The organism is Parerythrobacter lutipelagi (assembly GCF_005434975.1).
GTDB lineage: Bacteria > Pseudomonadota > Alphaproteobacteria > Sphingomonadales > Sphingomonadaceae > Parerythrobacter_A > Parerythrobacter_A lutipelagi.
On record NZ_SKCJ01000001.1, the window covers coordinates 1,241,306 to 1,267,446 of the forward strand.

A 26,141-nucleotide genomic window follows, 5' to 3' on the forward strand; every position below is an offset into this window, starting at 1 on the left:
AGCAAACTGGTGTTCCACGTGGAACACCCATTCCTAATTGAGCCATCGATGTTTCACGTGAAACCTATTTGCCGATGCAAAAGCGGCCAAACAAGGCATCGAGCATGTCTTCGGTAGAGGAGCGTCCAATCAGCGCATCGAGCGCGAGACGGGCTCTACGGAGATTTTCGCCGAGGATCAAAAGATCCTGCCCCGGATCGATTTCCGTCAGCGCAGCACGCAGCTCCGTCACGAAACCGCGCTGTCGCTCGTTCAATGAGAGCTCGCCAGGCTTAGGCATGGTTTGTCTCGCTCGTTCGACCAGAGACTGGCGCAATTCAGCCATACCGAGACCGGATACGGCAGAAACCGTATGCGTTGGCGATGTCTTGGTGGTCTCGTCCCCGATATCCGCCTTGGCCGCGATCTCCCACGCTCCCGCAGGCCCCTCTCCCTCTGGACCGAGCCACAGAACGCAATCGGCATTGGCCGCTTCGATCCGCGCGCGCTCAATCCCGATCGTTTCGATGCTGTCGCCTCCAGTCTCCCGCAGACCGGCCGTATCGACGAACACAAATGGTACACCCGAAATCGCGACGGGCCGTTCCAGAACGTCGCGTGTTGTGCCCGGGATTGGTGTTGCAATGGCAGCGTCGATCTCAATCAATGCATTGAAAAGCGTTGATTTTCCCACATTTGGTGGACCGGCGAGAACCACGCGGTAGCCATCCCGCAAGCGCTCTGCGCGCGGACGATCAAGCCACATCGCAACTTCCTGGCTCAGCGCTTCGATCCCTTCCGAGAACGCGTCTGGCAGCCCTTCCACATCCTCCTCATCGGAAAAGTCGAGTGCGCTTTCCACTTCAGCAGAAAAGCCCAGCACCACCTCGCGCCATTTTTCGAATTGCCGCGACAAACGTCCGCCAGCAATCGCCATCGCGTGACGGCGCTGCAGCTCGGTTTCCGCTTCGAGCAGGTCCGCCAGACCCTCTGCTTCCGACAGGTCGATCTTACCGTTGGCAAAAGCGCGCCGGGTAAACTCGCCCGGCTCAGCCATTCGCAGCCCGGCGATCGTACCAAGGGCTGCTTCGACTGCCTTTACAACGGCAGCTCCGCCATGGAGGAACAGTTCGGCTGTGTCCTCGCCCGTTGCGCTGTGCGGGCCGGGTAGCCACAGCACCATTGCCCTGTCGAGCAGCTCGCCCGAGGAATTCGACAAGGACCTGAGCTTTGCTTCTCTCGGCGGCGTGCGCGAACCGGCCAAGGTATCAAGGGCGACGCCGGCCTCTGGTCCGCTGATGCGAACAACCGCAATAGCTGCCGGAGGCCGCCCGCTAGATAGAGCAAAGATCGTGTCCATGGGGACGAACCGGCGTGCTCAGTCGTCCGACTTGGGCTTTGTCGGTTTTGCCGCACCCATCCCGGCAGACGCAGCGCCTTCGACGAAATTCTGGAACAGCTTCATGCCGATCTGTCCCATGGGGGCAAGCTGCTTGGCGTATTGCTGCAGCTGGTCCGGGTTCGATACGCCTTTCATCGCCTTGGTGATCGTATCGACATAGACTGCGTTTGCCTTGTCCACGTCGGGCAAACCCATGAAGGTCCGGGCCTCTTCGGGCGTACAATCGATTTCAATCTGGACCTTCATCGCGTTTTCTCCGTTATGACACTAGACTGATTACAATCTGGGTTTGTCATGATCGTCTCACAAGCGATAAGTCGAATCCGGTAAAAACCCAAATCAAACCGACAGGAGCGGATATGAGTGAGACGGTGACCATACAGGGTCTCGATGGCGATGAAACGTTCACAGCCTATTTTGCCAAGCCCGCGGGTACCCCGAAGGCCGCCATTATCGTCATTCAGGAGATATTCGGCGTGAATGCCGGCATCCGGCGCAAATGCGACAAATGGGCTGAAGAAGGCTACGTCGCAGTCGCCCCCGACCTGTTTTTCCGGATGGAGCCGAATTTGCAGCTTGATCCGGACATAGAGCCGCAATTCAACCAAGCGCTCGAGCTGTTTGGCAAATATGATCCCGACAACGGCGTTCGCGATATTGAAGCCACCATTCGCTGGATCCGCGAAAAGGCAGGCGTCAAAAAGGTTGGTTGCGTCGGCTACTGCCTCGGCGGAAAGCTCGCTTACATGACTGCCGCCCGGACCGATATCGATGCTTCTGTAGGATATTACGGCGTGATGATCGACCAAATGCTTAATGAATCCAAGGCCATCGCCAACCCGCTGTTGCTGCACATTCCCACTGAAGACCATTTCGTCGACAAGGCTGCGCAAAAAGCCATGCATGACGGGCTCGATAACCACGACAGGGTGACGCTGTACGATTACGAAGGTCTCGATCACGGCTTCGCGACCGAACATGGCAAGCGCCGTGACGAGGACGGCGCGCAACTGGCCGACCGCCGAACCTGGGAATTCTTTGCCCAGCACCTCGGCTGATCCTTGGTGACTTCCTTTCGCATTGTGATCCCGGCGCTGTTGCTGGCTCTGACGCTAGCGGCGAGCGTGTGGGCTCCGATGCGGTGGGGGCTGGTTTTGCTCCTGCCGCTTGCGCTGATCGCTCTGTGGGATTTCTTTCAGCACAAGCATACGCTTCGGCGAAACTATCCATTGATCGCGCGTATTCGCTGGATAATGGAAGATCTTCGCCCGTTCGCTCAAGCCTACATTGTCGAAGACGATCTCGACGGTCGGCCATTCAGCCATCAGGCTCGCGCGCTGGTCTATGCCCGGGCCAAGGGGCAGCTCGATTCCCATCCGATGGGCACCGAGCTCGATGTCTATTCAGACGAATACGAATGGCTCGGTCATTCGATCAAGCCCAACGAATCCGCGCCCGAGCAATGGCGGGTGGATATCGGCAGCGGGGATAGTTCACAGCCCTATTCCTCTTCTCTGCTCAACATTTCTGCGATGAGCTTCGGCTCCCTCTCGGCCCGGGCGATCGAAGCGCTAAACTACGGGGCCAGCATCGGAGACTTTGCACACAACACCGGCGAAGGCGGGATCAGCCGGTATCACCGTAGCCATGGTGGTGATCTGATCTGGGAAATCGGTAGCGGCTATTTCGGGTGCCGGACGAAAAATGGCGGATTCGACTCAGGCGAGTTCGCAGAACGTGCGCAAGACGATCAGGTGAAAATGGTAGAGATCAAGCTCAGCCAGGGCGCGAAGCCTGGCCATGGCGGGGTCCTGCCAGGATCGAAAGTCACCGCAGAGATCGCTGAAGCGCGCGACGTAGAGGTGGGCGAAGACTGCCTTTCACCGGCCGCGCACTCGACTTTTTCAAATCCCATCGAAATGCTTGAGTGGCTTGCGGAATTGCGCGGGCTTTGTGGTGGGAAGCCGGTTGGCATCAAGCTATGCGTAGGCCAGCCGCACGAAGTGTTCGCGATTGCCAAGGCCATCCTCGAAACCGGCATAGCTCCCGATTTCATCACGGTAGATGGGGCGGAAGGCGGCACTGGCGCAGCACCGTTAGAGCTATCCAACAGCGTTGGAATGCCCTTGCGCGAAGGACTGGTCTTCGTGCGCAATGCCTTGGTCGGCACAGGGTTGAAATCTCGCGTCAAGATGGCTGCGTCGGGCAAACTTCATTCAGGCGCGCAAATGGCCAAGGCTTTCGCCATGGGGGCAGACTGGTGCAATGCCGCGCGCCCTTTCATGTTCTCGCTCGGCTGTGTCCAGTCGATGCAATGCCATACAGGTAATTGTCCAACCGGCGTCGCCACACAGGAGAAATGGCGCCAGGCCGGGCTGGTGGTCGAAGACAAGGGCCCGCGTGTGGCGCGATTCCACAAGCAAACACTGCATTCTTTGCGCGAAATTGTCGTCGCCATGGGGCTCGACAATCCGTGGCAGATAAGACCAATGGACATGCGCGAACGGATCAACGGTGCCCGCTCCGATCCGATCGACAAGATCTATCCGTTTCTCGAAGACGGCGCACTCCTCGCCGATCCTGATTCAACCGCATTTATCCGTCATTGGCGGGCCGCGCAGGCGAATTCCTTCGCCCGCGCAAGCTGACTACTCGCAATCAGCGTCTGCGGGGGGAAAGTAGGGTCGGCCCTGCGGATTGACCGGCACACCGAGCGCTGCAAGCGGCGCCGCAAGCAAAACATATGCTGGCGAGACGCCCAGTGCGGGCGATCAGTTCAAAGCTGCAAAATTCAGGATCAGTTCGCGGATCTTCTCATCGAGGCCGTCAGGAAGCTCCTGCTCGAGCGAAGATCTCCTCTGGTCTACATCCTCGGCAAGTTTAACATGGCGCATCAGCCAATCCGGGCACACACGCTCTTCGATGGCGATATCGGCCAGGCGAGAGACACCTGTGTGCCTCGTGTCACTGCCTATTTTGCGCATGACATGAAACAGATCGGCTGCCTCGCCTTCCAGCAACTGCATGAAATTGCGCCCGTTATACAACAGCAGGCCGGTCACGTTGCGTTGCTTGTTGTTGTGCTCGCATGCTTCGAGGATTGCCGCAACTGCATCGTCGTCCAAACCGCTTGCCGTGCTGATATAAAGATACTGGCGCATGGCAAACCGAATAGCGGACCAATCAAGAAAGGCAATAGACCGTTCTACCCTTTAGTTACAGAGGGTTGAGTGCAACAAGTTGATTTGAAAGCAGATACGGGGGAACCGTTGACACAATGCCCGTGCTGGACAATTCACCGTGTGTGATGGCACGCTCGCAGCAATGTGAAACGGGAGAGACGCAGACAATGAGCGCGTTGAAAGGGCTGCAGAAGTGGCACACGATTGTAGAGAGTGGGAGTGATCCGCTGCAGCTCGCAGCGATCATTCGAGAGGACGCAGTGTTTCACTCGCCGGTCGTCCATTCGCCGCAAGAAGGCCGCGCGCTGGTTGTCGCTTATCTTTCTGCTGCCGGACAGACGCTGGGCAACAACAGCTTCGCCTACGTCCGCGAGGTGGTCGATGGAAACAATGCGTTGCTGGAATTCACGACGGAGATGGATGGTATCCACGTCAACGGGATCGACCTGATCCAGTTCGATGATGACGGCATGATTGCCGATTTCAAGGTCATGGTCCGCCCGCTCAAGGCCGTGAACAAGGTGTGGGAAATGATGGCGGCGCAGCTCGAGAGATCAGAGGACTGAAGCCCTATCGGCCGGTTCCGGCGTCCCATGGATGATAGCGAGCAGAGCGAATCCATCGCGCCGCAATCCGCTCGATCCCATTCGTTACCGGACGCCAGGAACCTTAGCCCTCTGCGGCATCCTTACTGGTTCATGGTGTCGAAGAAGTCTTCGTTGGTCTTCGAATCCTTCATCTTGTCGAGCAGGAACTCCATCGCGTCGATCGTGCCCATCTGCATGAGAATCCGGCGCAGGACCCACATTTTCGAGAGCTTGTCCTTTTCGACCAGCAATTCTTCCTTGCGGGTGCCGGACTTGCCGACGTCGAGTGCCGGGAAAATGCGCTTGTCGGCAACCTTGCGATCGAGAACGATTTCGCTGTTACCCGTACCCTTGAATTCCTCGAAGATCACCTCGTCCATCCGGCTGCCGGTGTCGATCAGTGCGGTCGCGATGATCGACAGCGAACCGCCTTCCTCGATATTACGCGCTGCACCAAAGAAGCGCTTCGGACGCTGCAATGCGTTGGCGTCGACACCGCCGGTCAGCACCTTGCCGCTGCTCGGCACCACCGTGTTGTAAGCACGGCCAAGACGGGTGATCGAGTCGAGCAGGATCACCACGTCGCGCTTGTGTTCGACGAGGCGTTTGGCCTTCTCGATGACCATCTCCGCGACCTGAACGTGGCGCGTCGCGGGTTCGTCGAAAGTCGAGGAAATGACCTCGCCTTTCACGCTGCGCTGCATGTCGGTCACTTCTTCCGGACGTTCGTCGACCAGCAGCACCAGCAGGAATACCTCGGGGTGATTGTCCGTGATTGCCTTGGCGATATTCTGCAACAGAACCGTCTTACCGGTACGCGGCGGAGCGACAATCAACGCGCGCTGACCCTTGCCCTGCGGCGAAATGATATCGATCACTCGGGCCGACTTGTCCTTCACCGTCGGGTCGAGCGTATCGAGCGACAGCTTCTCTTCCGGATATAGCGGGGTCAGGTTGTCGAAATTGGTCCGCAGGCGAACCTGCTCGGGATCTTCGAAATTGACGCTGGAAAGACTGGTCAGCGCGAAATAGCGCTCACCTTCCCTTGGCGCGCGGATTTCACCTTCGACCGTATCACCGGTGCGCAGACCCCATTTGCGGACCTGATTGGGCGAAACATAAATATCGTCGGGACCGGCGAGGTAATTCGCCTCGGGGCTACGCAGAAAACCGAAGCCGTCCTGCAGCACTTCGATCGTGCCGATCCCCATGATTTTTTCATCATATTCTTCGTCTTCGGCAAGTTCGCGCAAGATGCAGAACATCAGGTCCTGTCGGCGCATGGTCGAAGCGCCTTCAACGCCAAGTTCTTCGGCCATGCTGACAAGCGCGGCCGGGGTTTTTTCTTTGAGTTCTTTGAGATGCATAGTCTGTATCCAGAAATGGAGTGGCCGGCAGGTCAGTATGGGCTTGGAGAAAGCAGACCCGTTCCGCAGAGTCGGAACTTTAGCCGGTAGATGGGGCTCAGATACGCCTGCGCCCGCGGCCCGTCAATCGAGCAAACGCCGTCGGCGCTACGATTGTCGCGCGGTCAGAACGGCTTGACGATGACCAGAACAACGATGACCGCGGCAGCCAGGCCCGGCACCTCGTTGAGCAAGCGCAAAGTCTTGCCTTCGAGGGCGCGTTCCCCCCGCGCAAGCTTCTTCGCATAGGCGGCCATCCAGCCATGATAGCCCGAAAGCAGAATCACCATCAGCAGTTTCGCGTGCAGCCAGCCTTCCTGCAGGATCGGCCGCCCGATGTGATAGCTGACAACGATCATCAACAAACCGAACAGCCATACCGTGATCATCGACGGCGTCAGAATGATCTTGAGCAGGCGTTTTTCACGCTCCACCCAGGCACTGTCTTCTGCCGAGCCCGCCTCAGATTCCTGATGGTACACGAAGAAGCGCGGGAGCATGAACAGGCCAGCCATCCAGAAGATCACGAAGATCACATGACCGGCGAGGATCCATCCATAGATGTTTGACAGTACGTCGAGCATGAGTGCGAGATAGGCGTTCGGAACGTCCGCGTCACCCCCTCCAGCCGCGCACCTGTGCGACAAGCTTTTCAACATGTTCGATCGGAGTGAACTGGCCGATCCCGTGGCCCAGATTGAACACATGCGGCCGATCGGCAAACGCCTCGAGGATATAGTCGATCCTCGACCCCAGCGCATCGCCTCCTGCGAGCAGCAGCAGCGGATCGAGATTGCCCTGCACCGGCATGCCGGCAGGCAGCTCCTGCGCAGCCCATGCAGGATCGACTGTCTCGTCAACGCCGACCGCATCGACACCGGTCTCGCGCGCATAGGCGGGCAGTTTCGCGCCCGAGCCCTTGGGAAAGCCGATCACGGGAATACCTGGCCGGGCCGCGTGCAATCGCGCCGTGATCCGCGCATTGGGGGCGATCACCCATTGTTCGAACTGATCGGGTGCGAGACTACCCGCCCAGCTGTCGAACAGTTGCACCGCTTCGACCCCGGCATCGATCTGGCCAATCAAATAATCTATCGTCGCGATCTCGATCGCTTCGACCAGTGAAGCAAAGGCCGCCGGATCACGGTAGGCCAGTTCGCGGGTGTCTGCCTGGTCCTTCGATCCCTGCCCGGCAACCATATAGGTCGCGACGGTCCACGGGCTCCCGGCAAAGCCAAGCATGGTCTTGTCCTTGTCCAGCGCAGCACGTGTGAGACGGACAGTTTCATACACCGGGTCAAGCCGCGCTTTGGCCGTTTCCAGCGCTTTCCATGCGCCATCCACCAGAGGCGGAGCAAGTCGCGGACCTTCGCCCGCTTCGAACCACAGGTCTTGTCCCATGGCGTGCGGGATGACGAGGATGTCGGAAAACAAGATCGCGCCGTCGAAACCAAATCGCCGGATCGGCTGGAGTGTCACCTCCGACGCCGATGGGCTGTCATATGCCAGCTCGAGAAAGCCGCCTTTCTGTGCACGAAGTTCGCGATATTCGGGCAGATAGCGGCCCGCTTGGCGCATCAGCCAGATCGGCACTCGATCGCCGCGTTTTCCGCGCAAGGTTTCAAGGAGAATACCGCCCATCGGGTCGTCCTAACAAAATAATTGAATTTTATAATAAGGTAGATGGAGTCTGTTGGCCCTGTGGATTTCGGGGACAAGCGCGCCCTGCCCGATTTCTCCCGATTTGAACAGTGGCTGATGACCAGCCGACTCTGCACAAACAGTGAGTCAAACGAGAGTTTTCCTCACTATCACCAGCCTGTCCAAAACAGCTCCGTCCTGTCCACAAACTGGCTGTTCGCGGACTCGTAGCGGGCATGGAATTGACCTTGAAACTTGTCGTCAGTCTTGTGCCATGGTTTATGCCGGTCATTGTCCACAGCCCGCATTGCGATCCACCCCAGAATGAGCCGCCTCCATCTTCATCTCGTATCCGACTCCACTGGCGAGACGCTGGAAATGGTCGCCAAGGCCGCGCTCGCGCAGTTTGAAGACGCGGATATTGTAAGGCATTTCTGGCCTATGGTCCGGTCTCGCCAGCATCTCGACCGGATCGTGCCTGAGCTTGCCGGCAATCCCGGACTCGTTCTCTTTACCCTGGTCAATCCGGAAACCCGGGCACGGCTGGAGGAACATTGCCGTCAGCTGGGCCTGCCCGCCGTACCTGCGCTTGATGCGGTCACTGAAGCCCTCGAATCGCAGCTCGGGCAGGAGGCTCACGGGCGCCCGGGCCGCCAGCACTTGATGGACGATGCCTATTTCCGCCGGGTCGACGCAATCCATTATACAATCGCACATGATGACGGGATCGGATGGGATAATTGGGAGGAGGCGGATATTGTCCTGGCCGGTGTTTCACGTTGTTCGAAAACACCCACCAGCATCTATCTCGCCAATCGCGGATACAAGACGGCCAATATTCCGCTGGTGATCGAAAGCCCTCCGCCGCAAAGCCTGTTCCAGCTCAAGAAGCCGCTCGTGGTTGGGCTCACGACTGCGCCGGAACGACTAGTCCAGATCCGCCGGAACCGGTTACTCAGCCTCAACGAAGGCACGGAAACATCCTATGTCGACAATGAGAAAGTGCGCGACGAGATCCAGTTTGCCCGGCGCATGTTCGCCGACAATGGCTGGCCGGTGATAGATGTGACCCGCCGCTCGATCGAAGAGACCGCAGCGGCGGTTATCCGGCTGCTGGGCGAACGCGACCGGCGTGGTGAAGATCTGTTCGAAGGCAGCAAGCCGATATGAGCACTCCCGATCTCAGCGGTAGAGGTTTTGTGCTCGCGTCGAAGAGCGCGTCACGCCGGGCAATGCTCGATGCGGCGGGGCTGGCGTATGAGTCGCTCCCGGCAGAAATCGACGAACGCGGTCTCGAGAACGAAATGGTTTCGGCACCCGCCGACGAAGTGGCACAGGCACTGGCGGTGGCGAAGGCCGCCGCCGTTTCGCACATACGTCCGGGCGATGTGGTACTCGGAAGCGACTCGCTCGTGGTGGTCAATGGCCAACGGTTCGACAAGCCATCCTCCCGGGAGAATGCTGCTGAACATCTGCGCTTCTTCTCCGGCAAGGTCATGGAGCTTCACAGCGCGGCGAGCCTCGTGCGAGATGAAAAGGTTCTTTGGGTTGGACACGATGTTGCCCGCCTCGTTGTGCGCGAGTTGAGCGAGACTTTCATTGCTGACTATCTCGACGCCGAATGGCCCGAAGTCGGCTATTGTGTCGGCGTCTTCCGGATAGAGGCGCTTGGTGTCCAGCTGTTCGAAGCGATACGCGGGAACCAGTTTACCGTCCTCGGAATGCCTTTGCTGCAGGTTCTCGCAGCGCTGCGCGAACATGGGGTCCTGCCGCGATGAGCCCGGAAGAGCGGCTTGAAGCCCCCCCCTTCGCCGATGTGATCGGCGATCCCATTGCACAATCGAAATCGCCTCTGATCCATAATTTCTGGCTGGAAAAAACCGGGACCGATGCGAGCTACCAGCGCGAACTGGTCGGGCCTGGGCGTTTGCAGGATTATCTCGAGGGACGGCGCAAGCACCCGGCCTGGCGCGGATGCAATGTCACCATGCCGCACAAGCAGGCTATTGTGCCTATGCTCGACCGGATTGATCCGCTGGCCGAACGGATCGGGGCGGTCAACACTGTCGTGCGAGAGGCAGACGGCACGCTCGCTGGGCACAATACCGATTGTTCCGGTTTTCTCGAGCCACTGCGAGAGCATCTTGGGCAGACCCATTTGTTCCGTATGGCGCGGATCCTTGGCACGGGCGGGGCAGCGCGGGCAATTGTATCGGGACTGGCCGCCGAGGGCTTCACCCTGGTCTTGGCGGGACGCGATCCGGGCAAGGCGAAGCAAATGCTCGACGAGCTGGCCCCGGGGGACGAGCACCACGCAGTCGATCTCGCGTATTTTGCCGAAGCGACCGATTTCGCTTTCGATGATCGCCAAGGCATGTTTGATCTTGTGGTCAATGCCAGCCCGCTCGGCATGAAGGGGCAACCCGCGCTGGATTTCGATTGGAGCCATGCCCCGCCAGGAGCGATTGCCTATGACATTGTCACCGACCCGGTTAACACTGGTTTTCTCGGTTCAGCAGCAGCATCGGGCCATGGCACTATCGACGGCCTGTCGATGCTGATCGGGCAGGCGGCGAAGGCTTTCGAATTGTTTTTCGGGGTCAAACCGCCACGAGAGCATGATGCCGAATTGCGTGAAAGGCTGAACGGATGAGCCGCCCGGTCATCATTGGTCTCACCGGCTCCATCGGGATGGGTAAATCCACCGTTGCCGAGATGTTTGAACGCGCCGGGACTCCGGTATTCGATGCCGATGCCGTAGTCCGCGCGATGCAGGGGCCGCAGGGCGAATTGTTGCCCGCGATCGAAGCTGCGTTTCCCGGTACGACCGGGCCAGGCGGGCTCGATCGCGATTTGGTCGGGCGACTGGTCTTCGCGGACAAGGATGCGCTGGCCCGGCTCGAAACGATCGTTCATCCTGCTGTTGCGCGGAAGCGCGAAGCATTCCTGATCGAACATGCGGGGGCGCCGATTGTGGTGTTCGACATCCCTTTGTTATTCGAGAAGGGCGGTCACAAGCAGGTCGACCGTGTGGTAGTCGTGTCTGCTCCGGCGGATATCCAGCGAGATCGCGTACTTGCACGACCAGGGATGACGGAGGAGAAATTCGCCCACATCCTCTCGTTGCAGGTGCCCGACAGCGAGAAACGCGCCAAGGCTGATCATGTGCTCGATACAGGAACCACGCTGGCGGAAACCGAAGCACAGGTGCGCGCACTCATCGCTCTGCTTTCGGCAGAAACCGACCAGAAAAATTCGCGTTAAGCCCTCTTGCTTGGCAGCCTCGACAGGCCGATAGTACCTCCGATGCGTGAAATTGTTTTCGATACGGAAACCACCGGTCTCGACCCCAGGTCGGGGGATCGCATGGTCGAGATTGGTTGCGTCGAAATGGTCAATCGCGTCGCAACCGGTGCGACGTTCCACGCCTATTTCAATCCGCAACGCGATATGCCCGCAGGCGCCGAAGCCGTGCACGGCCTGTCCAGCACGTTCCTGGCGGACAAGCCCCTGTTTGCTGAAACGGCAGGCGAATTACTCGAATTTCTCGGTGATGCGCCGCTGGTGGCGCACAACGCGAGCTTCGACTTCGGCTTCCTAAACACCGAGCTGGAGATTTGCCAATGTGAGCCGGTCGGCCTCGACCGCATGGTGGATACGGTTGCGATTGCCCGCAAACGCCATCCCGGCGCCAAACTGTCGCTCGACGCGTTGTGCAACCGCTACGGTGTGGACCGTAGCCACCGGGTCAAGCATGGCGCTTTGCTCGATGCCGAATTGTTGGCCCAAGTCTATGTCGAGCTTACCGGCGGAAGACAGATAGGACTTGAACTCGCGGCAGAAGCAAACCCGGTCGGTCAGATCGCAGACACTCCGGAACGCGGTATTGGCGACAAGCCGTTGAGAGAGGCGCGCCCGCACACTGCGAGCGAGGTAGAGATTGCGCGCCATGCGGCATTCGTGGCCACGATCGAATCGCCCCTTTGGGGTCAATAAGGCTGAGATCGCGCGGTCTCACCAACAAGGAGTAGGAGAGACGATGGATATTCGTATTTCGGGCCACCAGATGGAAACGGGCGCAGCCTTGCAGGATCACGCAACCGAACGGCTCAACGGCATCGTCGAGAAATACTTCAATCGCGCAATCTCTTCGCATGTGACATTTGGCAAAGCGGCAGGGGCCGCATTCAGTTGCGATATCGTGACCCATGTGATGCAGGGCACGATCGTGAAAGGACACGCGGAAGCACACGATGCGCATCAGGCGCTCGATCAGGCGGCCGCAAAGATCGACAAGCAATTGCGCCGCTACAAGCGGCGGCTCCATGACCGGCACGAACAGGCGGATCATGCAGCGCGCGAAGAAGCAGCAGCCTACACCATCTTCGCCAGTCAAGAGCCGGAGCCCGAAACCGATGATATGACGGGCGATGCACCGCCAGTCATTGCCGAGACCAAAGTCGACATTCCAGAGGCTAGCGTTGCTGACGCTGTGATGATGCTCGACCTGCGGGACACCAACGCTTTGTTCTTCAAAAACGCTGGCACCGGACGGCACAATATGGTTTATCGCCGCCGCGATGGTTCAATCGGATGGGTTGAGCCGCATTGACCTGAAAATCCCCTTCAGGTGACCAGTTTTCAGCCTTGCCCGAGATAGAGCGCGGGCATCGGAACAGTCGCACCTTCGGTACGGCACTGCTTTCCAGCTAGCCGCGGTGGCGGTGCCGCTTTCGTTCGAATACAACCGGATACCCTTTTCGACTTATGGACGCGCATTTTAAACTTCTGCCCGATGCAGTCATCACTGCAGCACCGGAGAGCAAACCGGCCATCCTTGAAACGGTGGCACAGCACTTCGCTGCGATCTACGGCGTAGACGGCTTTGTCGTGCTTGAATCTCTGCAGGAGCGCGAAGCCTTGGGAAGCACGGGCTTTGGCCGCGGGGTAGCAATCCCCCATGCGCGAACGCGCGACTTCCAGCGCCCCGTTGCGGTCCTGTTGCGGCTGGAACACCCGGTCGATTTCGCTGCTGCCGACGGCATGCCGGTCGATCTTGTGTTCGGCCTGCTTTCACCGGAGAATGCCGGAGCCAGTCACTTGCATGCACTGGCCGCAATTTCACGGCTGGTGCGCGATGATGCCATGCGTCAGGCGCTGGCTGACGCGACTGGCCCGGAAGCGCTCTATGCCCTGCTCACCAATGTCTCCGACCGTGACGCCGCCTGACAGCTCTTCGCCCGATGCCCAGGGCAGCGATGCAGCTGGGGCAGAGCGTCATTTTCGCGCCCTCGAAGCGCTTTATGCCTCCGCACCGGTCAATGGACTGTTCGAATCCCATCTCGAAATTCCGCAGCGCGGGCGATCCCGGGTTGTTTTCCAGGTTACCGAACGGTCTTTTCATGCCGCCGGGGCGGCCCACGGGACAATCTATTTCAAGATGCTCGACGATGCGGCGTTCTATGCCGCCAATACGCTGGTTAGCGACCGCTTCCTGCTGACGACCTCGTTCAACCTGCATTTCACGAAGCCCGTTCGGGAGGGCGAAGTCATAGCCGAGGGGCGGTGGGTCAGCGGGCGGCGCCGCGTGTTTGTTGCAGAATCGCGACTGGTCGATAGCGAAGGTGATGAAATCGGACGCGGTACAGGGACCTTCATGCGCTCGCACATCGCCTTGTCCGGCTTGCCCGGCTACCGGGCTGAATAGGCCGACACGGTGGAAGGACGCCTCCCGGCACATGTCGAAGTTAACGGATTGATCCGCTCGGTCCAGGCGGCTGGCGGCTTTGCAACTGTCTTGGCCAAGGGCGAGCGTGATGCCGGGACAATCTTGGTTGTGACCGTCGAAAAGGGCCAGAATGCAAAGCTCTACGAACGTATGCCGAGCCTGGAAGGCGAACGGAAATTCTCGCTCACACGATCGCAGGACCCCGAAAATCCGGGGGATTTTAACGATTACCTAACCAAACGGCGTCACCAAGATCGCGATATCTGGATTGTGGAGCTGGATATCGCGGAAGCAGAACGTTTTGTCGCACTGCAGCATAAATAGGTTGACTTGATTTCAATTGAAACTATTTGGCTCCACGAACTTCCGAGTGCGCAGGCGGTTCGGGTGACAAATCGGTCGCTCGGCTAGCACGCAGACGGGGGACAGCCGGCAGGCTGAACAACCGGACCCAATTCCTACATCGCAAATAACGCGAACCAGGTCCCAACCTGCGCCAGTGCTCGTCCACCGCTCAATGACGATGAAATATGAGTCGCAAGACACACCTCACCGGCTTTGTTGCACTTGCCGCGACAGTCACAGTCGGATTTGCCAGCGCTGAGATTTCCGGCGCGAACGCCCAGTCGGGCGACGAACAGGAAATCATCGTCGCACCTCTTACCGAAGAGGTCGTACCGGAATTCGTTTCCGAAGAAGTGGTTCAGCCGCTTCCTGAAGAATCAGAAACCCCCGTCGAAACCGTTCCCTCCGCCGCATCCTTGCGCGAGCTGGTTTCGACCATCGACACACCAGCATCGCTTTCGCGTGAAATGGAATGCCTCGCCGGGACGGTCTATTTTGAATCGCGCGGTGAACCGCTCGTTGGCCAGTTGGCTGTCGCGCAAGTTGTGATCAATCGCGCCGAGTCCGATGTCTTCCCGTCAAGCTATTGCGGCGTCGTCTACCAGCGCAAGCAGTTTTCCTTCGTTCGCGGAGGACGGATGCCGAACATTCGCCGTGGCTCGCAGGCCTGGCGCAATGCCAAGGCAGTGGCCCGGATCGCACACGAAGGTCTGTGGGATAGCGAAGCGCAAGACTCGCTGTATTTCCACGCGAAATATGTCAGCCCGCGCTGGAGCCGAAGCAAGCAGGCGCGCGCCACGATCAACACGCATATATTCTACCGCTGAGATAGCGTCTCGCGGTTCAGTTCGAGCCCCTTTCCGCTTCGGCGGGGAGGGGCTTTTTCATACTTTGTCATCAATTGCGGATTTCCGCCCAAACCGGTGCGTGATCGCTGGCCTTCTCCCGGCCGCGATGATCCTTGTCGACACCGGCAGCGAGCAGACGGTCAGCCAGCTCCGGCGAAAGCAGCAAATGATCGATCCGGAAGCCGTGGTCGCGTTGCCACGCCCCGGCCTGGTAGTCCCAATAAGTCCACACGCCGCCGCGCGGGTTGAGTGCATCGATCGCATCGGTCCAGCCATCGCTGAGAAACCGGAAGTAGGCATCGCGCGATTCTGGTTGCATCAATGCGTCGGATGCCATGGCCTTGGGCGACCAGACATCCTTGTCTTCGGGAATCACGTTGAAATCACCGAGCACGATTGCCGGAACTTCCTCCGCCCATATCTGCCGCATGCGCGCGTGCAACCTCTCCATCCACGCAAGCTTGTAATCGAATTTGGGGCCCGGATGGGGGTTGCCGTTGGGCAGGTAAAGGTTGCAAATTCGCACGCCGTTTACGTCCGCTTCAAGATAGCGGGCCTGTTCGCCTTCGCCGTCTTTCGGACCGTCAATGCACAGCCCGCGCTGAATTTCCTTCGGTTCAATCCCGTCGGCGAGAATCGCCACGCCATTGAAGCTCTTCTGACCGTGCCAAATCGCTTTGTAGCCGATGGCTTCGAATTCATCGGCCGGAAAACCCTCGTCCATCGTCTTGATTTCCTGCAAGCAGGCGACGGCGGGGCGAGTTTCCTCCAGCCATTCCTTGAGCCGCGGCAGGCGTGCCTTGATCCCGTTGATATTGAAGCTGGCAATTTTCATGGGCGAACTGATGCCCTAACTGCGCTTGCAGGTCTAATCTAAATGCCGAAGCTGGATCCGCACCCGCACCCTGCAGCGGCTTGCGGGTTTTCAACCTTGAACGCCGCTCCGCCGAGCGACTCGACGAAATCGACCACACTGCCGGAAACAAGATCCAGCGATATCGGGTCGACCACCAGCTTGACTCCGCCGGTTTCGCTGACCGCGTCGTCCGCGTCGGGCGCACCTGCCAAATCGAATTTGTACTGGAAACCCGAGCACCCGCCGCCTTCTACCGAGAGGCGCAGGATGGCGGGCTGGCCCTGTTTTTCGGCAATCCATGCGACGCGCTTTGCGGCTGCGTCAGTTAAGGAGAGTGTTTGTGCCATGAAGCGGATGTAGGAGCCTGCACCGTCCTTCTCAAGCGGTCTGGATATATTCGCGTAATGCTTCGGCCTCATGCTCCACTTCGTCGATCCGCGATTTGACCAGATCGCCGATCGAGATGAAGCCGCTCATATGGCCGTTGTCGACCACCGGAAGATGGCGGATCCGGCGGCGGGTCATCAGGCCCAGCGCTTCAAGCACAGTGGTTCGCGGATCGACACTGATGGCCGGCGCAGTCATGACTTCGCTCACCGGCCGATCGAGGCAGGCAGCGCCTTCATCCGCCATGCGGTAAACGACATCACGCTCTGAGAAAATGCCCGCTACGCCGCCATTTTCCATGACGGGAATGGCACCAATGCGTTTGTCGGCTAGAATACCGATAACTTGCCGCACCGACATCGATACGTCGCAAGTTATAATCTCGCTGCTGGCACGCCCGGCAATGATCTGTGCGATTTCCATCGGTCGGCTCTCCTTCTCCGCTTGCAGTTGTGCCACGGATTGGCGATTCCTCCAAACGGGCCTGCATTGACCGGTTGCGCCAAGGTTCCAACACGCGCATGAGGCCGCCCATGGCTGGCAATTCCCCCCTCGATGATCCGGAACAGGCTGCTTTCGCATGGGCGCGTTATCGCCGGATCATGCGCTTCATGCTGTTGCTTACGATCGGCGTGGTTCTGATTGCCCTCGCTCTGCTGTATGACGGAGAGAGCGAAGCGACGGTACATTACTACATCGCAATCGCGCTTGGCATCGGCTTCACCATGTTGATGGCTGCGGCGCTCATGGGGCTCGTTTTCCTGTCGAACGGCACCGGGCACGATTCAGCAGTCGATAACCGCTTGCCTGACAACAAAATCGGCGACAGCGACGACGATTAGACGCTTGTTTTGCCCAGGGGTGTCAGGCGGTATTCCTCGACCGGCACCCCGCCGATCAGATGGCGCTGGATAATCTGTTCCAGCACTTCGGGCGAACACGAATGGTACCAGACATTGTCCGGCCAGACGACCGCGATGGGCCCGGCGGCGCACACTTGCAGGCAGTCGGCTTTCGCACGCTGAATCCCGCCACGTCCATCTTCGGTCTTGGGCCCCACCAGCCCCAATTCCTTGAGCCGCGTCTTCAGAAAGCCCCAGGCCGCCTTGCCTTCGTCGCGTTTGCAGCATTTTTGCTTCTCGGAAATCGCGCAGAGAAAGATTTGCCGGTCGAGCGTTTCGGCCCCGATGGAGTGAAGTGCGCGCCGCGCCTTGCGCAGTTTCTCCGTCTTGCTCACTCAGCGCCGCTTTCCTCTTTGAGCCAGCGGCCCAGCCAGTCGAACACGGTGTTGTGCCACTGCAGCGAGTTCTTCGGCTTGAGCACCCAATGGTTCTCGTCCGGGAAGACCAGCAGCTGAGAGGGAATTTCGCGCTCTTGAAGCGCGGTGAAGCTTTGCAGTCCTTGCGTATAGGGTACGCGGTAGTCTTTCTCTCCGGTGATAACGAGCATCGGTGTCTGCCAGCTGTCGACGTGATTTACCGGGTTCCACTTTTCATACAGTTCTTTCTGCTCCGAATAGGATCCGCCGAAATCCCACTTGGGAAACCACAGCTCTTCGGTTGCGTAATAGAAGCTGCGCATGTCAAACAGCCCGTCGTGCTGGACGAGGCATTTGAACCGGTCGGGCCACTGGCCGGCAATCCAGTTCATCATGTATCCGCCGTAACTTGCGCCCATCGCACAGACATTCTTTCCATCGATCTGCGGGTCCAGCGCAAGTGCAGCAGACAGACCTTTTTGCAGGTCTTCCAGCGGCTTGCCGCCCCAATCGCGGTTGATGCTGTCGGTAAAGGCCTGACCGTAACCGGTGCTACCGTGGAAATCGACCGAGATCACCGCGTAGCCCTGGCTTGCCACGACCCGCGGGTTCCAGCGGCTCGACCAGCCATCGTTGAACGATCCCTGCGGTCCGCCATGAACGTAGAGGATTGCCGGCATCGCTCCGTCATGACCCTCGAGCTTGGTGATCTGGCCCCACACCGTGTCGCCGCCGGCCCCGGCAAAACTGAAGCGGGTTGTTCTGACAGAGGCGCGGGCGCCAAGGATCGGTGCGCCGACGGACGTTAGCGGGCGCGCCTGTTGCCAATTGCTTGAAAGATAGAGTTCGGCCGGAGAACTGATCGCGTCGCGCGTGAACAACATGCGCCCGCCCGGCAAAGGCAGAATATTTCCAATATGGGCTTCGTTGCCCGCCATAAGATCGAGCTTCTCCACGGTGCCGCTGGTTGGACTGATCCGGAACACGGGCGTGTCGAGCACGTCCTGAGCGCTGGCGACAATCCACTGCGAATCCGGCGTCCACGCAATCGAACCAAAGCTTCGATCGAAATCCCCGGTCAGCGCACGTGTTTGGCCGGTTGCAAGATCACGCAGGTGAATGACCTGCTTGTCCGCTTCATATTTCGGACGCGCCATGGCGAGATAAGCGAGGTATTTGCCATCGGGTGACGGCACAGGCGAAAGGTCGAACGCCTCGTTCGCTTCAGTCACATTGACCGGCAGCGCGCCGGAAAGGTCGTTCCACCAGATGTCGGTATTGGTCGAATGGGGCTCCTGCCCGTCGGCCTGCCGCGCAACGAACCACACTCCTGCGGAATCGGCAGCCCAGGCAACATCCTCACCGCCGCCAAAAGGCTTGGTCGGCGTGTCGCCTGTAATCGGACTTTCATCTGCTGGACCATCGAGGGCATAGGCATCGCCGACCGCCTCACCATCCTCCAGCCCGAACACGAACGCCCGGCTGAAAGTGCCCGGCGTCTCCCACTGGTCCCAATGGCGGTAGAATCCTTCAGAGCCATCGTACAACCGGCCAGTGCCGGGTCCGGGCAGGCCGCCTTCGCCGTCGGAATCACAGCCGAATTTTTCGCAATCACGGGCAATCTCCGCCCATACGGCGATATTCTTCGCATCTGGCGAAAGTTTGTATCCATCGATGGCGTTGCCAGGGTCAAGCACCAGCACCGGGCCGGTCACATTGCCATTCGCCTCCAGCGCCACCCGCCACACGCGTGCGTAGCTCTCGTCTTCCTCGCCGACCACCATGTCGGACAGGAAATACAGCCAATCATCGGCGCCGAAGGAGAAGCTCCAGGCATCGCCACTCAGGTCGAGCATGACGGGATCGGCGTCGAGATCATTCAGATCGCGCAAATAAGGCGTCGTCCGCCTGGCCAAGGTGTCATCGTCTGTCGTGGTGACGGTGTAGACGGCGTAGCGCCCGTTGCCCGAAACGACTGGACTGCCGAGCCGCGGCATTGTCACAAGGTCGAGCGCGCTCATCGGCGCGCGACCTTCGCTCATATGGTCATCGGCGAAAGCGGGTGCGGCTAGCGCAAGCGCGGCGAAAGAGGCAGTCAGCCCGAGCATTGTCTTCATGCGCAGCAGGACTACTCTTTCAGTCCGGCGACGCAAGCAATTTGCAGGAAGCGGCCTTAGCCCTTTTTCCCGGCAATGCGGGCGATCTCGTCGCGCACCATCTGTTCGACCATGCCGGGCAGATTGGCGTCTAGCCATTCGGCCAGCATCGGGCGCAGCATATCGCGCGCCATCCCTTCGAGCGAGGTCTCGCCCGAGCGCACGATCTGCGGCTGCGCTCCGGGCTCGGCCAGCATCGCAAGCGCGGCCAGATTGTCCCGCATGGCTTTGCGCGACGCAGCGTTTGTCAGCGTTTCGTCGCTGTCTTCTTCCTCATAATCCTCTGCCGCGACGAAGCCGGCTTCACCAAGGTCGAGAATTTCATCGGCTTCGTCTTCATCAACGGGCTCGGGGGCGCGTTCGACCACGCCTGCGGTCTCGCGCCGTTGACGCGCGGTGGCAGCGTCCGCACGATTGTCGCGCGCGATTACCTTCTTGATCGATTCGAGAATCTCCTCGACCGATGCTTCACTTGCTTGACGCATTGCTTCCCAGCCCCCGCTACGACCGACTATTGTTCGGTTGGTGAATCACTGCCGCCAATTTCTGCGGTGGGGGCGGGAATGTCAACGGTGCGTGTGGTCTTTGCAGCCGGATCGGGATCGCGGTCCCAGTCCCAGAGGCGTCCGCTTACCCGGTCGTAATTGACGACCGGATCGTACAACATACCTTCGCCGTCGAGCCCCAGGTCGCGCGCCTCGGCACGCCCCATTGCTGCCAGCAGACTGAATCCCGCGACATAGGCGTTGCGCCGTGCAGTCACGAGCTGGACCCGGGCCGAGAGAAGTTCCTGCTCGGCGTTCAGCACGTCGAGAATTGTGCGGTTGCCGATCGAGTTTTCAGCGCGAACACCTTCGAGGCTGAGTTCGGCAGCGGCAACAGCGCTCTGAGAGCTCTCGATTATGGAGCGTGCGGCCTGCCAGCTCGAATAGGAAGCGCGCACCTGAGCAATGACATTGCGCTCTGCCGCGATGACGTTCTCGAACGCTGCCGATGCCCGGGCCTGCGCTTGCCGCTGGATAGCTGCGGGCCGCCCGCCCTGGAATATCGGGATGCGGAGCGAAATACCGGCTTGCGCGGCGGTTGCGGTCTGGTCGCTCGGCACGGTCGGGCTGTTCGGGTCGGTCGGGTCGAGCGGCCTGTCGGCAACACTGCCCAGCGTGTTCTGGTAGTCGTAACCGGCGAAGAAAGAGAGCCGGGGCAGGCGCTGCGACCCGGCGACTTCAATGTCATAGCCCGAGGCCTGAGCTCGCTCACGAGCAGCAATAATGTCTGGATTGTTGTCGAGGGCATAGTCGACCGCGTTCTGCGGGCTGTCTGGCAGGCCGGGCAGCGGCGGCGGTGGCTGCAGATCGTCCGGCGCAGAGCCGGTCAGTGCGATATAGTCCTCTCGTGCCGAGACAAGCGCAGCCTCTGCACTGCGCAGGTCGCTCTGCGCCAAGGCCAGGCGTGATTGCGATTGTGCGATATCTGTTCGGGTCAGGTCGCCAATCTCGAACCGGTCCGAGGTCGCTTCTAGGTTGACCGCCAGGACATCGACTTGATTCGAAGACAGACCCACCAGCGCCTGAGCTCGCAAGATGTCCATATAGGCGGCGACCACCTGCGTGAAGATCGCGCTCTCGGTGCCGCGCAAATCGGCGCGCCCGGCTTCGACCCGCTCTTTCGCAGCGCGTACCGAATTCTTGACCGCGCCGCCCGAATAAATCGGCACTGCAAGATCGAGTCCGGCCGTCAGCACGCGGTCGGGAGTGAAGAAACTTGTCGTGTTCTGCCGCAAGAACTCGGTCAGCGCGCCAGAACCATCGACTGAAGGCAGTCCGGCCGAGCGCTCGATCTGGACATTCTCGTCATTCGCGCGCTGCTGGGCCCGTGCCGACTCGAGCGTCGGATTGTTCACATAGGCACCCGTCAGGGCTTCACGCAGCGTGTCGGCCTGAGCCGGGGCAGCGACGCAGGCAGCGCCCGCCAGCAGCGTTGCCAGACCTCCCCGGAGCGACATGTTCAAAAGCTCCAGGCTTTGGGTTTGTCGAATTCGGCCAGCCGCGGAATGCCGATTTCGGCCAGCGGCAACAAGGCGACATCTTCAGTAGACCAGCGGCCGATAGCAAGGCGGGTCACGCTGTCTTTCGCGATCCCGGTCACGATCCGCCCATTCTCGTCCAGCCTCCTGGCCAGCTCGGGCGGCACTTGCTCGATCGCTCCGTCGACCAGGATGAGCGAATAGGTCTTGCGCTTGCGCGACTTGGCAACCGCATCTTCCGGTGCGATCGCATCGACCGAACTGACGAGCGGTTTCACCAATTCGACGAGATAACCGCTGCCGGCGTCGACCACGAGAACGCTATCGTCGCGCTGTGGGCGGGCCTCCGCCAGCGCCATAGCGTAGAACAGCGGAGCCGCTAGCCGGCGGCCATTGTCCAGCGGGATCGAGCGATCATTATAGGCCACGCCGCGCGACGCTGCAGGCACGAAATCTTCACGCGGGACAGTGCCCATCCGTTCCAGCACGAAGTCTTCGTTTACGCCGCTCGTACGCAGCTGGCTGTCGATCATCGATCGGCGGGCAGTTTGAAATTCCATCACAGTCATGTGTATTACACCAATAACACAGGTGGTCAATTGCCTTGGTCTTTAAGCGCTTGTCGGCAGCTGGCCAAGTTCTTTGACGCTAGGGGCGGGGCAGTTCTATGGGAGGTTGCATTCGACCGGAAGGAGTATGGATTCGATGAGCGACATGGTGACCATCAAAGAAGCCGACCTGATCGAAAGTGTGGCCGACGCACTACAGTTCATCTCCTACTATCACCCGATGGATTATATCCGCGCTCTTGGCGTTGCCTATGAGGCAGAACAGGGTCCGGCGGCGAAAGACGCAATCGCACAGATCCTGACCAATAGCCGGATGTGTGCCGAAGGGCATCGCCCGATCTGCCAGGACACCGGCATCGTCAATGTCTTCGTGAAATGGGGCCAGAATTGCCGGCTCGATTCGGCGATGAGCCTGCAAGAGGTGGTCGATGAAGGCGTGCGCCGCGCCTATAACAATCCGGACAACAAGCTCCGCGCTTCGATCTTGGCGGACCCGGCGTTCACGCGCCGGAACACGCGCGACAACACGCCTTGTGTGCTTTCGGTTGAAATGGTGCCGGGCGGCGAAGTGGAAATAGATGTTGCAGCCAAGGGTGGCGGCAGCGAAAACAAGTCGAAATTCAAGATGATGAACCCGTCCGACAATATCATCGACTGGGTGATCGAACAGATCCCGTCGATGGGTGCAGGCTGGTGCCCTCCGGGGATGCTGGGGATCGGCATCGGCGGCACCGCAGAACATTGCATGAAGCTCGCCAAGCTCTCGTTGATGGAGCCGATCGATATGGCGCAGCTCAAACAGCGCGGACCGCAGAACGATCTTGAAAAGCTTCGCATCGACATATTCGATGCGGTCAATGCACAGGGGGTCGGCGCCCAGGGTCTGGGCGGGCTTTCCACCGTGCTCGATGTGAAAATTCTCGACGCACCGTGTCATGCGGCTGGAAAGCCGCTTGCGATGATACCCAATTGCGCAGCCACGCGGCACGCCCATTTTACCTTGGATGGTTCTGGCCCCACCTATTTGGAAAAGCCCGATCTCGACGCATGGCCCGACGTCCACTGGCAGCCGGACAGCGCAGCGAAACGGGTCGATCTCGACAATCTCACATCTGAGGAAGTTGCCAGCTGGGAGCATGGTGATCGCCTGCTGCTGTCAGGCAAGATGCTGACCGGACGCGATGCAGCGCACAAGCGCATTCACGATATGCTGGCAAAGGGCGAAGATCTGCCGGTCAACTTCAGAGGCCGCGCGATCTACTATGTCGGTCCGGTCGATCCCGTACTGGGCGAAGTTGTCGGTCCGGCCGGACCAACCACGGCCACGCGCATGGACAAGTTCACAGAGATGATGCTCGACCTTGGTCTGCTGGCCATGATCGGCAAGGCCGAACGTGGTGCTGATGCCGTTGATGTCATCAGCCGTTTCAAAGTTGCTTACCTGATGGCGACAGGCGGTGCAGCCTATCTGGTCGCGCGCGCAATCAAGGAGGCGGAAGTCGTCGGATTCGAAGATCTTGGCATGGAAGCGATCTACGAGTTCACGGTCGAGAATATGCCGGTCACGGTCGCGGTCGACAGCCGGGGCAACAATGTCCACACGCTCGCGCCTGCGCACTGGAAGAAGCGCATTGCGGAAGAAAAACTGCTTGCTTGAACCTGTCCGGATGGCCGGATGCAAAAAGCATCGGACGAACGGCATGGTTGCTCGACGAACGGATGAGTCGATCCGACTGTCGCGCTAGCCCTCGGGGGCCGCAGGCGGTAGAAGCGGCGCTGTATGCAGCGTGAACCCCACATTAATGAAAACGACGGATTGTCTGTCCGGGCGGTCTTGCTGTCGATCATCGGCCTTTGGCTAACCTATTTCGTGCTGACGACCATGCGCGGCATGATCCTGTCGTATGAAATCCAGCAATCGGTTGGCCTTGACCTGCATGGCGACATGCTGTGGCGCCGCGCAATTGTCTGTGCTGCCGGGATTGCGGTCACAGTGGTATTGTGGCTTATTCTTCGGCTGTTTGATCAGCGACAGATGCGCGCCAAGATCATCGCGGTCCTTATCCTTGCCTTGCCAGCTTCAGGCCTCATCGCGCAGGTCAACCAGATCATGTTTGCGCCGGTCCAGAAACAAATTGGCGAAGCCATGCGGGAGAAGGCCGGTTACAGCTGGGAGCAGAAGGACGCTGGCGCAGTTATCGATGACGGCGCCACGCGAGGGGATGCATCCGGCGCCCCGGACCAAAGTGATCGTTCTCCCCTGCTGCCGGGCGAAGAGAGTGAAGGCATCCAGTGGCTTCAGCTTATCGACCTCGCGCTCGGCCGGTATTTCCTGCTTGTCGCATGGGCATCGCTCTACTTCGCCATGCTGGCTGTTTCGCAAACCCGCGCGGCTGAGCGACGCGGCGAACGTTTCCGCAGTGCGGCCAAGCAGGCAGAGCTCAGATCGCTCCGCTATCAAGTCAACCCGCACTTCCTGTTCAATTCACTCAATTCGCTGAGCGCGCTGGTCATGACCGGCAAGCCCGACCGTGCAGAGGCGATGATTCAGGCGATGAGCAGTTTCTATCGCCACAGCCTGGCCGATGAACCCACCAGCAGCGTTGCGCTGGAAGACGAATTTGCTCTCCAGGCACATTATCTCGAGATCGAGTCGGTGCGCTTTCCCGAACGACTGGTTCCGATCTTCGAATTGCCTCCTGAACTCGCTGGCGCACGCATCCCGGGCATGATCCTGCAGCCATTGATCGAAAATTCGGTCAAATATGGCGTTGCCTCGCAAACAAAACCCGTCACGATAACTGTCTCGGCCCGTGAGGACTTCGGTCGCCTGGCTGTGACTGTTTGCGATGATGGTCCGGGGGCGAAGGGTCTTGGCGAACCGGGGTTTGGTATCGGCCTGACCAATGTTCGCGACCGGCTGGAAGCGCTGTTCGGCAAGGATGCCAGCATCACTTCCGGCCCCACCGAGGCGGGTTACTGCACGGAGATTCGCATGCCTTTGAGAACCCATGGCTGATCAGGAACATACCGATACCCTGCGCACGCTCATTGTCGACGATGAGCCGCTCGCGGTTGAGCGAATGCAGGTGATCTGCGCCAAGCTGAAGGATCTTTCGGTCGTCGGCACAGCGAACGATGGTGCCGCCGCGCTCAGGCTGGTCGATGCGATTGAGCCCGATCTCGTATTGCTGGATATGACGATGCCGGAGATGGACGGTTTGTCCGTCGCTCGAAAGCTTGCCAAGCGCTCGCGCCGCCCGGCGGTAATTTTCGTCACCGCACACGACCATTTTGCGGTCGAAGCCTTTGATCTTGATGCAGTCGACTATGTACTCAAGCCGGTAACGCCCGATCGCCTGGAACGCGCGATTGATCGTGCGCTTGCGCGTCGCGGCGAGACCGGCGGAAAGGCAAGTGAGTGGCTGGCGGAATTGTGGGTGCCGCACCGGTCCGAACTATTGCGGATCGATGTTGGCCAGGTAAGCCGGATCGATGCAGAGCGAGATTACGTCCGATTGTTTGTCGGGCCGCCTGGCGAACAGGCGCGGACCTATCTGCTGCTGCAGACCATTGCCGGCCTGGAGCAGCGCCTGGACCCTGCCGAATTCATCCGGATTCACCGATCGACAATTCTCCGCCGCGATTCCATTCGCGGGCTGCGCCATGACGGCCTTGGTGTGTGGTCGGTCGAATTGGAAGATGGAGAGGCTTTGCGGATCGGGCGCACCTACCTGAGCAAGGTCAAGGCCATGGCCGGCCGTTGAATCCGGC

The 26,141-nt window shown here is 59.5% G+C and carries 31 protein-coding genes; 17 read left to right on the plus strand and 14 right to left on the minus strand.

Going from position 1 to position 26,141, the window contains the following annotated elements; genetic code table 11:
- Positions 1-64 precede the first annotated feature (64 nt).
- Complete coding sequence (mnmE, locus tag E0502_RS06180; RefSeq protein ID WP_137677030.1) at positions 65-1,339, minus strand: tRNA uridine-5-carboxymethylaminomethyl(34) synthesis GTPase MnmE; 1,275 nt, start codon at positions 1,337-1,339, stop codon at positions 65-67.
- A gap of 18 nt (positions 1,340-1,357) precedes the next feature.
- A complete protein-coding gene (locus tag E0502_RS06185) occupies positions 1,358-1,627 on the minus strand; it encodes a DUF6489 family protein (protein ID WP_137677031.1) in 270 nt (89 codons plus the stop codon).
- A 113-nt stretch (positions 1,628-1,740) separates the two neighbouring features.
- Between E0502_RS06185 and E0502_RS06190 the strand changes: the two genes are divergently transcribed.
- On the plus strand, positions 1,741-2,439 hold the full coding sequence (locus E0502_RS06190) for a dienelactone hydrolase family protein (RefSeq protein ID WP_137677032.1): 699 nt from the start codon (positions 1,741-1,743) through the stop codon (positions 2,437-2,439).
- Between the two features lie 6 nt (positions 2,440-2,445).
- Positions 2,446-4,029, plus strand: a complete 1,584-nt coding sequence (locus tag E0502_RS06195) for an FMN-binding glutamate synthase family protein (protein WP_420813476.1) — start codon at positions 2,446-2,448, stop codon at positions 4,027-4,029.
- 123 nt (positions 4,030-4,152) lie between these two features.
- Here the strand turns inward: E0502_RS06195 and E0502_RS06200 are convergent, their stop codons facing one another.
- Positions 4,153-4,542 (minus strand): BLUF domain-containing protein, encoded by a 390-nt coding sequence (locus E0502_RS06200; RefSeq protein WP_137677033.1) that lies wholly within the window; start codon positions 4,540-4,542, stop codon positions 4,153-4,155.
- 188 nt (positions 4,543-4,730) lie between these two features.
- Here E0502_RS06200 and E0502_RS06205 point away from each other — a divergent pair, with 188 nt between their 5' ends.
- Positions 4,731-5,129, plus strand: coding sequence for a nuclear transport factor 2 family protein (locus E0502_RS06205; RefSeq protein ID WP_137677034.1), 399 nt, complete (start codon positions 4,731-4,733; stop codon positions 5,127-5,129).
- A gap of 122 nt (positions 5,130-5,251) precedes the next feature.
- On the opposite strand, the gene rho is transcribed toward E0502_RS06205, so the two are convergent.
- From rho to hemE, 3 genes are all read right to left on the minus strand, one after another.
- Positions 5,252-6,517: a transcription termination factor Rho gene (gene rho / locus E0502_RS06210; RefSeq protein WP_137677035.1), complete on the minus strand. Its 1,266-nt coding sequence runs from the start codon at positions 6,515-6,517 to the stop codon at positions 5,252-5,254.
- Positions 6,518-6,681: 164 nt separating this feature from the next.
- Positions 6,682-7,140 (minus strand): CopD family protein, encoded by a 459-nt coding sequence (locus E0502_RS06215; protein WP_137677036.1) that lies wholly within the window; start codon positions 7,138-7,140, stop codon positions 6,682-6,684.
- A 31-nt stretch (positions 7,141-7,171) separates the two neighbouring features.
- Positions 7,172-8,197: a uroporphyrinogen decarboxylase gene (gene hemE, locus E0502_RS06220; RefSeq protein WP_137677037.1), complete on the minus strand. Its 1,026-nt coding sequence runs from the start codon at positions 8,195-8,197 to the stop codon at positions 7,172-7,174.
- A gap of 324 nt (positions 8,198-8,521) precedes the next feature.
- Between hemE and E0502_RS06225 the strand changes: the two genes are divergently transcribed.
- From E0502_RS06225 to E0502_RS06270, 10 genes are all read left to right on the plus strand, one after another.
- The gene (locus E0502_RS06225; protein ID WP_137677038.1) at positions 8,522-9,367 is read left to right on the plus strand and encodes a pyruvate, water dikinase regulatory protein; all 846 of its coding nucleotides are present in this window, start codon (positions 8,522-8,524) and stop codon (positions 9,365-9,367) included.
- Positions 9,364-9,975 carry a Maf family protein gene (locus E0502_RS06230; RefSeq protein WP_137677039.1) on the plus strand — a complete coding sequence of 204 codons (612 nt, stop codon included), beginning with the start codon at positions 9,364-9,366 and terminating at the stop codon, positions 9,973-9,975. The genes E0502_RS06225 and E0502_RS06230 overlap by 4 nt, the downstream gene beginning before the upstream one ends.
- The gene (aroE, locus tag E0502_RS06235; protein WP_137677040.1) at positions 9,972-10,850 is read left to right on the plus strand and encodes a shikimate dehydrogenase; all 879 of its coding nucleotides are present in this window, start codon (positions 9,972-9,974) and stop codon (positions 10,848-10,850) included. Before E0502_RS06230 ends, aroE begins: the two co-directional genes overlap by 4 nt.
- Positions 10,847-11,461: a dephospho-CoA kinase gene (gene coaE / locus E0502_RS06240; protein ID WP_137677041.1), complete on the plus strand. Its 615-nt coding sequence runs from the start codon at positions 10,847-10,849 to the stop codon at positions 11,459-11,461. The genes aroE and coaE overlap by 4 nt, the downstream gene beginning before the upstream one ends.
- 42 nt (positions 11,462-11,503) lie before the next feature.
- Entirely contained in the window at positions 11,504-12,193 is a 690-nt protein-coding gene (dnaQ, locus tag E0502_RS06245; RefSeq protein ID WP_137677042.1) for a DNA polymerase III subunit epsilon, read from the plus strand.
- A 43-nt stretch (positions 12,194-12,236) separates the two neighbouring features.
- Complete coding sequence (gene hpf / locus E0502_RS06250; protein ID WP_137677043.1) at positions 12,237-12,809, plus strand: ribosome hibernation-promoting factor, HPF/YfiA family; 573 nt, start codon at positions 12,237-12,239, stop codon at positions 12,807-12,809.
- 155 nt (positions 12,810-12,964) lie between these two features.
- Positions 12,965-13,426 (plus strand): PTS sugar transporter subunit IIA, encoded by a 462-nt coding sequence (locus E0502_RS06255; protein ID WP_137677044.1) that lies wholly within the window; start codon positions 12,965-12,967, stop codon positions 13,424-13,426.
- Positions 13,401-13,904 (plus strand): PaaI family thioesterase, encoded by a 504-nt coding sequence (locus E0502_RS06260; RefSeq protein ID WP_420813477.1) that lies wholly within the window; start codon positions 13,401-13,403, stop codon positions 13,902-13,904. Before E0502_RS06255 ends, E0502_RS06260 begins: the two co-directional genes overlap by 26 nt.
- Positions 13,905-13,913: 9 nt before the next feature.
- Positions 13,914-14,249 carry a DUF1491 family protein gene (locus E0502_RS06265; RefSeq protein WP_137677046.1) on the plus strand — a complete coding sequence of 112 codons (336 nt, stop codon included), beginning with the start codon at positions 13,914-13,916 and terminating at the stop codon, positions 14,247-14,249.
- Positions 14,250-14,455: 206 nt separating this feature from the next.
- On the plus strand, positions 14,456-15,097 hold the full coding sequence (locus E0502_RS06270; RefSeq protein ID WP_137677047.1) for a cell wall hydrolase: 642 nt from the start codon (positions 14,456-14,458) through the stop codon (positions 15,095-15,097).
- Between the two features lie 70 nt (positions 15,098-15,167).
- On the opposite strand, the gene xth is transcribed toward E0502_RS06270, so the two are convergent.
- From xth to E0502_RS06285, 3 genes are read right to left on the minus strand one after another with little or no spacing between them, the layout of a single operon-like run.
- Entirely contained in the window at positions 15,168-15,953 is a 786-nt protein-coding gene (gene xth, locus E0502_RS06275; protein WP_137677048.1) for an exodeoxyribonuclease III, read from the minus strand.
- Between the two features lie 38 nt (positions 15,954-15,991).
- The gene (locus E0502_RS06280; protein ID WP_137677049.1) at positions 15,992-16,321 is read right to left on the minus strand and encodes a HesB/IscA family protein; all 330 of its coding nucleotides are present in this window, start codon (positions 16,319-16,321) and stop codon (positions 15,992-15,994) included.
- Positions 16,322-16,352: 31 nt separating this feature from the next.
- Positions 16,353-16,784, minus strand: a complete 432-nt coding sequence (locus tag E0502_RS06285; protein ID WP_137677050.1) for a CBS domain-containing protein — start codon at positions 16,782-16,784, stop codon at positions 16,353-16,355.
- Positions 16,785-16,894: 110 nt separating this feature from the next.
- Between E0502_RS06285 and E0502_RS06290 the strand changes: the two genes are divergently transcribed.
- Positions 16,895-17,203 carry a hypothetical protein gene (locus E0502_RS06290; protein WP_137677051.1) on the plus strand — a complete coding sequence of 103 codons (309 nt, stop codon included), beginning with the start codon at positions 16,895-16,897 and terminating at the stop codon, positions 17,201-17,203.
- On the opposite strand, the gene E0502_RS06295 is transcribed toward E0502_RS06290, so the two are convergent.
- Genes E0502_RS06295 through E0502_RS06315 form a run of 5 tightly spaced genes read right to left on the minus strand, consistent with a single transcriptional unit; the run spans position 17,200 to position 22,358 of the window.
- Positions 17,200-17,598: a (2Fe-2S) ferredoxin domain-containing protein gene (locus E0502_RS06295; RefSeq protein WP_137677052.1), complete on the minus strand. Its 399-nt coding sequence runs from the start codon at positions 17,596-17,598 to the stop codon at positions 17,200-17,202. The two genes, E0502_RS06290 and E0502_RS06295, sit on opposite strands and share 4 nt — an antisense overlap.
- On the minus strand, positions 17,595-19,736 hold the full coding sequence (locus E0502_RS06300) for a dipeptidyl-peptidase 5 (RefSeq protein ID WP_137677053.1): 2,142 nt from the start codon (positions 19,734-19,736) through the stop codon (positions 17,595-17,597). The genes E0502_RS06295 and E0502_RS06300 overlap by 4 nt, the downstream gene beginning before the upstream one ends.
- Before the next feature lie 56 nt (positions 19,737-19,792).
- Positions 19,793-20,260 (minus strand): DUF2497 domain-containing protein, encoded by a 468-nt coding sequence (locus E0502_RS06305; protein WP_137677054.1) that lies wholly within the window; start codon positions 20,258-20,260, stop codon positions 19,793-19,795.
- Between the two features lie 26 nt (positions 20,261-20,286).
- Positions 20,287-21,777: a TolC family outer membrane protein gene (locus E0502_RS06310; protein ID WP_137677055.1), complete on the minus strand. Its 1,491-nt coding sequence runs from the start codon at positions 21,775-21,777 to the stop codon at positions 20,287-20,289.
- Positions 21,778-21,779: 2 nt separating this feature from the next.
- Positions 21,780-22,358: a protein-L-isoaspartate O-methyltransferase family protein gene (locus E0502_RS06315; protein ID WP_240048888.1), complete on the minus strand. Its 579-nt coding sequence runs from the start codon at positions 22,356-22,358 to the stop codon at positions 21,780-21,782.
- Between the two features lie 145 nt (positions 22,359-22,503).
- On the opposite strand from E0502_RS06315, the gene E0502_RS06320 reads away from it, so the two are divergent.
- The 3 genes from E0502_RS06320 (at position 22,504) to E0502_RS06330 (ending at position 26,134) form a co-directional block, all read left to right on the plus strand.
- Complete coding sequence (locus E0502_RS06320; protein ID WP_192895929.1) at positions 22,504-24,024, plus strand: fumarate hydratase; 1,521 nt, start codon at positions 22,504-22,506, stop codon at positions 24,022-24,024.
- 123 nt (positions 24,025-24,147) lie between these two features.
- The gene (locus tag E0502_RS06325; protein ID WP_137677057.1) at positions 24,148-25,386 is read left to right on the plus strand and encodes a sensor histidine kinase; all 1,239 of its coding nucleotides are present in this window, start codon (positions 24,148-24,150) and stop codon (positions 25,384-25,386) included.
- A complete protein-coding gene (locus tag E0502_RS06330) occupies positions 25,379-26,134 on the plus strand; it encodes a LytR/AlgR family response regulator transcription factor (protein ID WP_137677058.1) in 756 nt (251 codons plus the stop codon). The genes E0502_RS06325 and E0502_RS06330 overlap by 8 nt, the downstream gene beginning before the upstream one ends.
- The last annotated feature ends 7 nt before the right edge of the window (positions 26,135-26,141 follow it).